This is a genomic window from Streptomyces spongiae (genome assembly GCF_009377185.1).
Taxonomy (GTDB): Bacteria; Actinomycetota; Actinomycetes; order Streptomycetales; family Streptomycetaceae; genus Streptomyces; species Streptomyces spongiae.
Genome location: NZ_VJZC01000039.1, coordinates 26,756 through 38,402, shown reverse-complemented (window position 1 = coordinate 38,402; position 11,647 = coordinate 26,756). Strand labels below are relative to the sequence as shown.

Here is an 11,647-nt window from a genome sequence, read left to right as displayed (position 1 = left end):
GCCCACCGCGCCTCCGGCGCCGGTCCGTCTGACCAAGGTCACCCTGACGAAGGAGGCTCCGGCGGTCTCCCTCACCAAGCAGGGCGGCACGTCGGGTGCCATGCGCGTGAACCTGAACTGGCAGGTGCACAAGCAGTTCACCGGGTGGGCTGCCAAGCTGGGCCGGCCCGTGGCCCAGCACGCGGACCTCGACCTGGACCTGTGCGCCCTGTTCGAGCTGTCCGACGGCAGCAAGGGCGTCATCCAGTCGCTCGGCAACGCCTTCGGCGCGCTGCACCAGCCGCCGTACATCCACCTCGACGGCGACGACCGCACCGGCGCGGTGACGAGCGGCGAGAACCTCACCATCAACCTCGACCACAAGGACGCCTTCCGGCGTGTCCTCATCTTCGTGACCATCTACGAAGGCGCCCGCTCCTTCGCCGACCTGCACGCCACGGTCACCCTCCAGCCGCAGCACGGCGCGGCCGTCGACTTCTCGCTGGACGAGTGCACGGTCCCCTCCACGGTGTGCGCGCTCGCCCTGATCACCAACCAGAACGGCGACCTGGTCGTCCAGCGCGAGGCCCGCTACCTGGTCCCCGAACGCGGAGTCAGCCCGCAGCGCACGGTCGACCACGCCTACGGCTGGGGCATGAACTGGACCCCGGGCAGGAAGTGACCGCGGGCAGGAAGCGACCCGCGGGCGGGAAGCGACCCGCGGGCGTCGGACGACAGCGCAGGGCGGCTCACCGCTGCTCGGGAGCGGGCCTCGCGTACGTACGCCCCTTCCAGGCGGCGCCCCGCCCCCTGTAGTGCTGCACCGCCGAATCGACCGTCATGAAGAGGTACAGCAGCGCGGTGAACGGCAGCAGCGGAGCCAGCACGAGCGGCTGCCGGTAGTAGCGGAGCATCGGGACGTACGTCGCCGTCATCAGCAGCCACGCCAGCCCGCCGGCGACCGCTGCCGCCGTACTCCCCGCGGCTAGACCCGCCACGAACGCCACCGGTGGCACCAGATAGACCACGGCGAGGCCGAGCACGGTGCCGAGCAACAACGGTGGGCTGTGCCGCAGCTGCGCGTAGGCGCTGCGCGAGACCATGCTCCACAGGTCGTTCAGCCGTGGATAGGGACGCACACTGTCCACGTGCTCCGCCAGACCCAGCCAGATGTGGCCCCCGCCGCCCTTGACGGCCTTCGCCAGCGCCACGTCGTCGATGACTGCCTGGCGGATCGAGTCCGGGACGCCGGCACGCTCGGCGGCGTCCGTCCGCAGCAGCACGCACCCGCCGGCCGCGGCAGCGGTCCGCGAGCCCCGCACACCGATCCGGCGAAACGGGTAGAGCTGCGCGAAGAAGTACACGAAGGCCGGCACGACGAGCCGCTCCCACAGGCTCTCCGCCCGCAGCCGGGCCATCTGCGACACCAGGTCGAAGCCGCCGGTGCGCGCAGCCGCGACCAACTCCCTCAGACTGTCCGGGCCGTGGGCGATGTCCGCGTCCGTCAGCAACAGGAACTCGGGCTCACGCGCGCGTGCCAGCCCGATTCCATGCCGCACGGCCCAGAGCTTGCCGGTCCAGCCCGGGGGCGGCTCACCGGGAGAGGAGACGGTCAGCGGCAGCCCGCCGTGCCGCCGCGCGAGGTCGTGGGCCAGCTCCCCGGTGCCGTCCGTACTGCCGTCGTCGACGAGGAAGACCTCCGCGTGCCCCGGATAGTCCTGCGTCAGCAAGGAGGGCAGGCTCTCGGGCAGGACGGCCGCCTCGTCCCGCGCGGGGACGACGACGCAGACCGCCGGCCACGCGTCCGGCTCGTCGCGCGCCGGCAGGCGTACATCAGTACGCCAGAAGAAGCCCTGGCAGAGGAGCAGCCACAGCCAGGCGGCCAGTGATGCGACAGCGGTCCACATGACGGCACTCACGCGTCGCAGTCTGCCCCACCGCGCTGGGCCGTCGGGGCCGATCCGGTATGGTGCCCGGGTGAAGATCGCGCTCATGGACACCGGAATCGGACTGCTGGCGGCAGCCGCCGCGGTACGCCGACTGCGACCCGACGCCGATCTCGTCCTCTCGTCGGACCCCGACGGCATGCCCTGGGGACCGCGCACTCCTGAGGACATCAGGGCCCGCTCTCTCGCTGTCGCCGAAGCAGCCGCCGGGCACCGTCCGGACGCGCTGATCGTGGCCTGCAACACCGCCTCCGTGCACGCGCTGCCCGCCCTGCGCGCCAGTCTCGAACCGGGCCTGCCGGTGATCGGCACCGTACCGGCGATCAAGCCCGCCGCGGCCGGAGGCGGACCCGTCGCCATCTGGGCCACCCCCGCCACCACCGGCAGCCCCTATCAGCGGGGGCTCATCCGGGACTTCGCCGACGGCGTGAGGGTCACAGAGGTCGCTTGCCCCGGGCTGGCCGAGGCGGTGCAGTACGCGGACGAGGCGGCCATCAAGGCCGCGATCTCCGAGGCCGCGGAGCACACTCCGGCCGATGTGACGACCGTTGTCCTGGGCTGTACCCATTACGAACTCGTTGCCGAGCGCATCCGCGCCGCGGTGCAGCAGCCGGGTCTGCCGCCGCTCGTCCTGCACGGCTCGGCCGTCGCAGTCGCCGCCCAGGCCCTGCGCAGGATCAACGAGCTGCCCGCCCCGGAGGCACCGGTCGACGGCACCCTCACCGTCATCCTCAGCGGACGCGAAGAGCAGCTCCCGCCGGCCGCGCTGGCGTACGAGGAGGGCCGCCTCCTCCAGTCGGTGAGCCCCGCGCGCTGAGGTCCGGCCACGGTGCGCGGGGCTCGCGCGCCGTCCGCCCCATGGAGCAGTGACGCTCCGCAACCTGGTGCCCGCACAGCGGAACCTGAGTAGTCTCAAAGCCATGAGGGACCATCCCCACGGCGAGAGCGGTACCCCCGAGGGTGCCGACTGTCCCGAAGTCTGGGTCGGGCGCGCGACCAACCGCGCCCAGTGGTTGCTGGCGCTCGGCGGATGCGCCTGCATGGCGCTCGGGATCGAGCTGGCCGTCGACTCCGCGTGGACGTCGGGTGTCGCCCCGCTCGCCATGTCGGTCGTCGGCTGCATCGCGGCGGGGCTGCTGGTCCTGTTCGGCACACTGGCGTTCGTGCACGTCGCCGTGAAGGTCGACAAGGACTACCTCGAGGTGCGCTGCGGCCACATGGGTCTGCCACGCCGCCGCATCCCCCTCTCGCAGGTGGTCGGCGCCGACTTCGCGCCGAGGGTCACGCCCCGCCAGTGGGGCGGCTGGGGCTACCGCTGGCGGCCCGAGAAGGGCACGGCCGTCGTCGTCCGCCGCGGCGAGGGCGTCGTGCTGCGTCTGTGGGACGGCCACACGTTCACGATCACGGTGGACGACGCCGAGTCCGCCGTACGGGTGATCCGCGACCGGCTACGGCCGACCTCGTCCCGGACGGCGCGCTGACACGAGCCGTCACGGAGTGGGCAGACCACCGGGTTTCGACGGCTCGGCCGCGCGCCGCGCCCCCACCTCCGCGAACGGCCGGGCCGTGGCGATCCCCGCGATCAGGCCCCCGCCCGCCGTCACCGTGGTGAAGCTCAGCGCGTTCCCGACCGCGGCGACGACCGCCAGCGCGGTCAGGGCCGCACCCGCCGTGAGGACGACCGGCGTGGGGCGCTCGGCCTGCCACAGGGCGTACAGCACCCAGCAGAACACCGTGGCCAGCAGGGCCACACCGAGCAGGCCCTGCTCGGCCGCCAGCTGGAACGGCGCGGAGTGCGGCTTGCCGTCGGGTGCCAGCGACTGCGCGACCGTCGGGCTGAGGTCCTCGAAGCGTCCCGGGCCCACACCGAGCACGGGTTCCTGATGGACCATGGCCAGCGCGTCACGCCACAGCCCCACCCGGTGCGGGCTGAGCTGGCCCTCCAGGGAGACGGTCAACCCGTCCGGCAGGGCGTCCTCGGCGACCGCCCAACTCGCGCCTGTCACCACGGCCGCGGCCACCGCGAGGCCCACGAGTCCCGGGCCGCGGCGGCGCATCCGGGCGGCGGCGAGCGAATACAGCAGCACCACGGCACAGGCCGCACTTCCCGTGGTCGAGCCCAGCACGGCCGCGGTGACCGCGATCCCGACCGCCAGCAGGTGCAGTGCCGACCGCGGTGCGCCACCACGGGCCGCCCAGGCCGCACAGCACGCGGCACCCGCCGACAGAGCCAGGAGCGCGGTGGTCGCGCCCGTACGGTCGAGAGGGGTGATCAGTGCTGAGCCGGCCGCGGGGTTCGGGGCGGCGAGCGCGAGACCGAGCGTGGCCAGGGACGCGGCGCAGGGCGCCGCGACGGGCAGGAGTGCTCCGGAGATCCGGCCCGCCGCATACCCCGCGGCCAGGGCCAGCACCGCCAGCAACACGCCTTCCGGGCGGCCGCCGTGCGCGGTGGCCGTGATCAGTGACCAGATCGCGCACGCACCGAGCACGAGGACGCCCGTGACGTCCGAAACGTTTCGTCTCTCACCCTCGACCGGCGCACCGGCCGTGGACTCCGTCTCCGTGGACCCCACCCCGTCGTCCCCCCGACTGTGACGGGCCCCGACCGCCGTGGCCGATCCGGCCGCACGTCAGAGGCTCGGGCACACCGTAACGGGTGATGTGCCGGTTTGTGGATGCGTTGCGCAGGAACGTTGCGGCTTGTGTGTGGGCGATGCCTCGCTGTGACGGGCGGACCGCGCTGTCCGCGGTCCGGTGATGCGCCGTAGACTCCCCGAGTGACCGCCACCGCAACATCCGTGGGCGAGCCGGAACAGCTCGACCCCCAGTCCGGGCCCCCATCGCGGGTGGCCGGACTGGCGCGCAGGCTTCTCCCCGCCGCCGCGGCGGCACTCTCCGGAGTGCTGCTGTACGTCAGTTTTCCCCCGCGCGTCCTGTGGTGGCTGGCCCTGCCCGCCTTCGCGGTCTTCGGCTGGGTCCTGCGCGGCCGTACCTGGAAGGCCGGTTTCGGGCTCGGCTACCTCTTCGGGCTCGGGTTCCTGCTGCCCCTGCTGGTGTGGACCGGTGTGGAGGTCGGGCCCGGTCCGTGGCTGGCGCTCGTCGTCATCGAGGCGGTGTTCGTCGGGCTCGTCGGCGCGGGCGTCGCGGTCGTGTCGAGGCTGCCCGGGGCGCCGGTCTGGGCTGCGGCTCTGTGGATCGCGGGTGAGGCGGCACGCGCACGTGCACCGTTCGGCGGCTTCCCCTGGGGCAAGATCGCCTTCGGGCAGGCCGACGGTGTGTTCCTGCCGCTCGCCGCGCTGGGCGGCACTCCGGTGCTCGGGTTCGCGGTCGTGCTGTGCGGCTTCGGGCTGTACGAGATCGTGCGGCTCGTCGTGGAGGCGCGGCGTACCCATGTCGTACGGCGGGCTGCCGCGTCGGTGGCGCTGCTGAGTGTGGCCGTGCCCGTGGTCGGTGCCCTCGGGGCCCGTTCCCTGGTGAGTGACGCGGCCGAGGACGGCACCGCGACCGTCGCCGTCGTCCAGGGCAACGTCCCGCGCGCGGGGCTCGACTTCAACTCCCAGCGCCGGGCCGTGCTCGACTACCACGTGCGCGAGACCGAGCGGCTGGCCGCCGAGGTCAGGGCGGGCAAGGTCGCCCAGCCGGACTTCGTCCTCTGGCCGGAGAACTCCTCCGACATCGACCCGTTCAGCAACCCCGACGCGTACGCCGTCATCGACGGTGCCGCCAAGGCGATCGGCGCCCCCATCTCGGTCGGCGGCGTGGTCGAGAAGAAGGGCAAGCTCTACAACGAGCAGATCCTGTGGGACCCGCAGAAGGGCCCCACCGACACCTATGACAAGCGGCAGATACAGCCCTTCGGCGAGTACCTCCCGCTGCGGTCGATGATCGGTGCCATCAACAGTGAGTGGACCTCCATGGTCCGCCAGGACTTCAGCCGGGGCAGCAAGCCGGGGGTGTTCACCATGGACGGCGCCAAGGTCGGCCTTGTCACGTGCTACGAGGCGGCCTTCGACTGGGCCGTGCGCTCCGAGGTCACCGACGGCGCGCAGATGATCTCGGTGCCGAGCAACAACGCCACGTTCGACCGCAGCGAGATGACCTACCAGCAGCTCGCCATGTCCCGCATCCGGGCCGTCGAGCACAGCCGCACCGTCACCGTGCCGGTGACCAGCGGAGTCAGTGCCATGATCATGCCGGACGGGGAGATCACCCAGAAGACGGGCATGTTCGTCGCGGACTCGCTGGTCCAGAAGGTGCCCCTGCGCTCCTCCGAAACCCCCGCGACCCGCCTCGGGGTGCTGCCGGAGGTACTTCTGGTGCTCGTCGCGGCCGGTGGGCTCGGATGGGCCGTCGTGACCGGAGTGCGCCAGCGGCGCGCCGGTGGCGTGTAGCCGTACGCCGGTCGTGCGCGGCCGGAACCCGGCCGGAACATGCCGGGTGGCCGCCCACCGGGCCGTTAGGGTCGCCTCATGCCTACTCCTGACTTCATCCGCGAGCTGCGGACCTCCATCGGCCACCAGCTGCTCTGGCTCCCCGGAGTCACCGCCATCGTCTTCGACGACGAGGGCAGAGTGCTGTTGAACCGCAGGTCGGACACGGGCGAGTGGTCGGTGCTCGGCGGTATCCCGGAGCCGGGGGAGCAGCCGGCGGCCTGCGCCGTGCGGGAGGTCTTCGAGGAGACCGGGGTGCGGTGCGTGGCCGAGCGGGTCGTCGTCGTCCAGGCCGTGGGTCCCGTGCGGTACGGCAACGGGGACCTCTGCCAGTACATGGACACCACGTTCCTGTGCCGGGCAGTCGGCGGGGAGGCGTGCGTCAACGACGACGAGTCGCTGGAGGTGGGCTGGTTCGAGGTGGCCGCGCTGCCCGAGCTGAACGAGTTCGGGCTGCTCCGGATCAAGCAGGCCATGTCCGACGGCCCCACGTGGTTCGACCCTATGACCTGAGAGAGAAGTGTGGGCCCTGACCATATCGGTCGGGGTGTGGGCGGACCTTAGTGTCGCGGCATGACCGCGCCCCTCGCCCCTCCGGGGCTCCACACCACCTCACTCGACCTCGGCGGCCGCACCGCGCTCGTCACCGGCGCCGCGGGCGGCATCGGCCGGGCGTGCGCGCTGCGGCTCGCCGGTGCCGGAGCCAAGGTGCGAGCTGTCGACCGGGACGCCGAGGGCCTGGCGGCACTCGCCGACCGGGCCCGGGGGCTCGCGGGCACCGTGGAACCGCACGTCCTGGACCTCACCGACCTGGACGCGGCGGAACTGGCCGCCGCGGGCACCGACGTCCTCGTGAACAACGCCGGGCTCCAACTGGTGCGTCCGGTCGAGGAGTTTCCGCCCGACGTCTTCCACACCGTGCTGACCGTGATGGTGGAGGCACCCTTCCGGCTCATCCGCGGAGCGCTGCCCCACATGTACGGGCAGGGGTGGGGGCGCATCGTCAACGTGTCGTCGGTCCACGGGCTGCGCGCCTCGGCGTTCAAGTCGGCGTACGTGACCGCCAAGCACGGCCTCGAAGGGCTCTCGAAGACCGTGGCCCTGGAAGGCGCCCCCCACGGTGTGACCTCGAACTGTGTTGCCCCCGCCTATGTGCGTACGCCCCTGGTCGAACAGCAGCTCACCGACCAGGCCCGGGCGCACGGGATCCCCGAGGAGCGGGTGCTGTCCGAGGTGCTGCTGACGGACAGCGCGGTCAAGCGGCTCATCGAGCCGGAGGAGGTCGCGGAGGCGGTGGCGTACCTGTGTGCCCCACAGGCGTCCTTCATGACGGGCACGTCCCTGGTGCTCGACGGCGGCTGGACAGCGCACTGACCAGAGGGTTCCGGGTTGTCCACAGCCGTGCGCCGAGCGGGCGGACCGAGTTTTCCACAGGGCCGGCGGGCGTGTCCGAGCGATGAGTGATCCTGTCTTCATGTCCCGCGATCACATCCAGTCCGCCGACAGCGTCGAGACGCCGTTCCTGGAGCTCCTGGCCAGGGGCGCGTCCCTCGACGCGTACGAGCAGCCCGTGCTCCGCGCCCGCGCCGACGGCATGCCGCCCGAGCGTGTCGCCGCGTTGGAACACGCCCAACGGCTGGCGCTGCGCGTGCGGTCCGAGATGGAGGGACGGCGCCGCCGCGAGGCCGAGCTGTCCGCACTCTTCGAGACCGCGCACGACCTCGCGGGGCTGCAGGACCTGGACGCGGTGCTGAGGGCCATCGTCCAGCGCGCCCGCTCACTGCTGGGCACGGATGTCGCGTACCTCAGCCTGAACGACCCGGACGAGGGCGACACGTACATGCGGGTCACCGAGGGCTCGGTCGCGGCACGCTTCCAGCAGCTGCGGCTCGGCATGGGGGAGGGGCTCGGCGGACTCGTCGCCCAGACCGCCCGCCCCTATGTCACCGACGACTACTTCAAGGACGACCGCTTCCAGCACACCCGGACCATCGACGCGGGGGTACGGGACGAGGGGCTGGTGGCGATCCTCGGGGTGCCCCTCATGCTCGGGCCCCATGTCATCGGAGTGCTCTTCGCGGCCGACCGGCGTGAACGGGTCTTCGACCGGGAGCAGATCGCCCTCCTGGGTTCGTTCGCCGCCCTCGCGGCGGCCGCCATCGACACCGCGAACCTGCTCACCGAGACCCGCTCGGCCCTCGCCGACCTGGAGCGGGCCAACGAGATCATCCGGGACCGCAGCGGAGTCATCGAGCGTGCCTCCGAGATCCACGACCGGCTCGCCGAGCTCGTGCTGCGCGGGGGCGGGGTTCACGACGTGGCCGCGGCCGTCTCCCAGGTGCTCGGCGGCACCGTGGAGTTCGCGGAGGAAGGCGCCGCACCCGGCCCCGCCCTGGAGACCTCCCGCGCCGAGGGCCACGCGGTACGGCACGGCGACGACTGGATCGCCGCCGTCACGGGCGGCGGCGAACTGCTCGGCGCACTGGTCCTGCGCGGACACCCGGGGCTCGACCCCGTCGACCAGCGCACCCTGGAGCGTGCCGCCATGGTCACCTCGCTGCTGCTGCTCGCCAGACGCTCGGCCTCCGAGGCCGAACAGCGCGTACGGGGTGAGTTGCTGGACGATCTGCTCGACGCGCGCGACCGGGACCCGCGGCTGCTGCGCGAGCGGGCGACGCGGCTGGACGCCGACCTCGACGCCACCCACGTGGTGCTGGCCGCTCGCCTCGACGGCCCGGCGGCCGACGCCGACGCGGAGGCCGCGGCTCGCCGCCGGCTGTGGTCCGCCGCCACCCACCTCGCGGTCACGCGGCACGGACTCGCCTCGGCCCGCGACGGCGGCACCGTCCTGCTGCTGCCCCTCGACGGGGACGACACGGCCACGGAGCTGGCCCGTCGTACGGCGGGTCACCTCGGCGCGGCCGTCCACGAGGCCGTCACCGTCGGCGCCTCCGCCCCGGTCGAGGACCTCGCCACCCACCCGGACACCGTGGCCACCGCCTACGCCGAGGGACTGCGGTGTCTGGAGGCTCTGAGGCTGCTCGGCCGGACGGGAGACGGCGCCGCGGCCCAGGACTTCGGGTTCCTGGGGCTGCTGCTGGCGGGGGACCGGGACATCCTCGGGTTCGTGGAACGTACGATCGGCGAGGTCATCGCGTACGACGAACGGCGCGGTACGGATCTGCTGCGCACCCTCGACGCGTACTTCGCCTGCGGTATGAGCCCGGTCCGTACGAAGGACGCACTGCACGTGCACGTGAACACGGTCGCCCAGCGGCTGGAGCGGGTGGGGCGGCTGCTCGGCGAGGACTGGCAACGCCCCGAGCGCGTGCTGGAAGTCCAACTGGCCCTGCGGCTACGGCGTTTGTCGTCACCGGCCCAGCGCTGAGCGCCGCATCCCGTACGTACCCGCCCCGTTCAGACGCGGGCGTCCGGCGTCCGGGGCACGGCCGGCTCCGCTCCGGTCGGCACCGTGACGTCGGCCAGGTCACGGTGGCGTGTCTCCTTCGCGGCACCCACCGCGATCAGGGTCAGCACGGCCGCCGCGATCACGTACAGGGCGATCGGCGTCGAGTCGCCGTAGTCGGACAGCAGCGCGGTCGCGATGAGCGGGGCAGGTGCTCCCGCGGCGACGGAAGCGAACTGGGCGCCGATGGAGGCGCCCGAGTAACGCATCCTGGTCGCGAACATCTCGGAGAAGAAGGCCGCCTGCGGGGCGTACATCGCGCCGTGCAGGACGAGGCCCACGGTCACGGCGACGATCAGGTTGCCGAAGCCGCCCGTGTCGATGAGCGAGAAGAACGGGAACATCCACAGGCCGACCCCGGCCGCGCCCAGCAGGTACACCGGTCGGCGACCGACACGGTCGGACAGCGCGCCCCAGAGCGGGATGACGGCGAAGTGCACCGCGGACGCGATGAGGACCGCGTTGAGCGCCGTCTGTTTCGAGACCCCGGCCGACGTGGTGGCGTACACGAGGATGAAGGCGGTGATCACGTAGTAGCTGATGTTCTCGGCCATGCGCGCGCCCATCGCGACCAGGATGTCCCGCCAGTGGTGCCGCAGCACGGCGACCAACGGGAGCTTCTCGGCCGCGGTGTCCGCCTTCCGTGCCTCTGCCTGCGCCAGCGCCTGCTTGAACACCGGCGATTCATCGACAGAAAGACGAATCCACAAACCGACGATCACGAGCACACCCGAGAGCAGGAACGGGACCCGCCAGCCCCAAGCCGTGAAGGCCGCGTCCGACAACAAGGCCGTCAGCAGGGAGAGCACGCCGGTCGCGAGGAGCTGACCGGCGGGCGCCCCGGTCTGCGGCCACGAGGCCCAGAACCCCCGGCGCCGCGCGTCCCCGTGCTCGGACACGAGCAGTACCGCACCACCCCACTCGCCTCCGAGCGCGAAGCCCTGCACGAGTCGCAGCACGGTCAGCAGCACGGGCGCCGCCGTCCCGATCGTGGCGTGCGTGGGCAGCAGACCGATCGCGAACGTCGCCCCGCCCATCAGCAGCAGACTCAGCACCAGCAGTTTCTTGCGGCCGAGCCGGTCGCCGTAGTGCCCGAACACCAGAGCGCCGAGCGGGCGCGCCGCGAACCCCACCGCGTAGGTGAGGAACGACAACAGGGTGCCCACCAGCGGGTCGGAGTCCGGGAAGAAGAGCTTGTTGAAGACGAGTGCGGCGGCAGAACCGTAGAGGAAGAAGTCGTACCACTCGATGGTGGTGCCGATGAGGCTGGCGGCGACGATGCGACGGAGGTTCGCGGGTGGTGGGGGAGCGGTGGTTCCGGAGGCCATGTGCGCCACTTCCTCGTGTGCGGTGGGGACGGGCAGGTATCGGCACACGGTAGAAAACCGCAGGTCAGGCGCACATGTGGTAGGGCAACATAGTTCTGGGTCAGGTTATGCGTGCGGGCTCCATGCCTCGTCGAGAAGCGGTGTGAAGCGGGGGTTCAGAGGCCCGCATGGGGCGGAAGCGACCACTGTCCGAGAGGCGTAGTTGGAGGCGATTTGGCGGTGCCGTGCTGACTCCCGTGCTGACTTGGTGCTGACTACGCAGCGTTGAACTCCGGCCTTTGGGACTGATCGGGCGAGGCTCGGTAGGTGACTGCCTCCTCGTGTTTGCTGCTCCGGTAGCCCGCCACTGAGCAGCCGGGGCCCCTCTGTCTTGCTCCCTCGCAGGGTCGTCTTGGTGGTCGGCCGGGCGGCGGTCGTCACCCATTCCGGGGCGGTCAGTCGAGGCCGGTATTGCCGGAGGCTGCGTGGGCTCGGCTGTTGGGCCAGCGCTTGAGGCCG

At 72.0% G+C, this 11,647-nt stretch carries 10 protein-coding genes; 7 read left to right on the top strand and 3 right to left on the bottom strand.

The features are described 5' to 3' along the window. Positions 1 to 661: TerD family protein (locus FNH08_RS08945; RefSeq protein ID WP_456114946.1), on the top strand; the 661-nt coding region annotated here is incomplete at its 5' end. Positions 662 to 728: 67 nt separating this feature from the next. Here FNH08_RS08945 and FNH08_RS08940 read toward each other — a convergent pair. Continuing rightward, a complete protein-coding gene (locus FNH08_RS08940) occupies positions 729 to 1,886 on the bottom strand; it encodes a glycosyltransferase (protein ID WP_152770861.1) in 1,158 nt (385 codons plus the stop codon). Positions 1,887 to 1,956: 70 nt separating this feature from the next. Between FNH08_RS08940 and FNH08_RS08935 the strand changes: the two genes are divergently transcribed. Together FNH08_RS08935 and FNH08_RS08930 are read left to right on the top strand one after the other, a co-directional pair. Next, positions 1,957 to 2,742: a glutamate racemase gene (locus tag FNH08_RS08935; protein WP_322724054.1), complete on the top strand. Its 786-nt coding sequence runs from the start codon at positions 1,957 to 1,959 to the stop codon at positions 2,740 to 2,742. 103 nt (positions 2,743 to 2,845) lie between these two features. Beyond that, positions 2,846 to 3,406: a hypothetical protein gene (locus FNH08_RS08930; RefSeq protein ID WP_152770856.1), complete on the top strand. Its 561-nt coding sequence runs from the start codon at positions 2,846 to 2,848 to the stop codon at positions 3,404 to 3,406. A gap of 9 nt (positions 3,407 to 3,415) precedes the next feature. Here the strand turns inward: FNH08_RS08930 and FNH08_RS08925 are convergent, their stop codons facing one another. After that, positions 3,416 to 4,498: an O-antigen ligase family protein gene (locus tag FNH08_RS08925; RefSeq protein ID WP_322724053.1), complete on the bottom strand. Its 1,083-nt coding sequence runs from the start codon at positions 4,496 to 4,498 to the stop codon at positions 3,416 to 3,418. Between the two features lie 204 nt (positions 4,499 to 4,702). Here FNH08_RS08925 and lnt point away from each other — a divergent pair, with 204 nt between their 5' ends. The 4 genes from lnt (at position 4,703) to FNH08_RS08905 (ending at position 9,743) form a co-directional block, all read left to right on the top strand. Then, entirely contained in the window at positions 4,703 to 6,316 is a 1,614-nt protein-coding gene (gene lnt, locus FNH08_RS08920) for an apolipoprotein N-acyltransferase (RefSeq protein WP_322724050.1), read from the top strand. Positions 6,317 to 6,394: 78 nt separating this feature from the next. After that, positions 6,395 to 6,868: an NUDIX hydrolase gene (locus FNH08_RS08915; protein ID WP_152770855.1), complete on the top strand. Its 474-nt coding sequence runs from the start codon at positions 6,395 to 6,397 to the stop codon at positions 6,866 to 6,868. A gap of 60 nt (positions 6,869 to 6,928) precedes the next feature. Then, on the top strand, positions 6,929 to 7,729 hold the full coding sequence (locus FNH08_RS08910) for a 3-hydroxybutyrate dehydrogenase (protein ID WP_152770854.1): 801 nt from the start codon (positions 6,929 to 6,931) through the stop codon (positions 7,727 to 7,729). 100 nt (positions 7,730 to 7,829) lie between these two features. Then, positions 7,830 to 9,743 (top strand): helix-turn-helix domain-containing protein, encoded by a 1,914-nt coding sequence (locus tag FNH08_RS08905; RefSeq protein WP_152770853.1) that lies wholly within the window; start codon positions 7,830 to 7,832, stop codon positions 9,741 to 9,743. Between the two features lie 29 nt (positions 9,744 to 9,772). On the opposite strand, the gene FNH08_RS08900 is transcribed toward FNH08_RS08905, so the two are convergent. Continuing rightward, complete coding sequence (locus FNH08_RS08900; protein WP_152770852.1) at positions 9,773 to 11,149, bottom strand: MFS transporter; 1,377 nt, start codon at positions 11,147 to 11,149, stop codon at positions 9,773 to 9,775. Between the last annotated feature and the right edge of the window lie 498 nt (positions 11,150 to 11,647).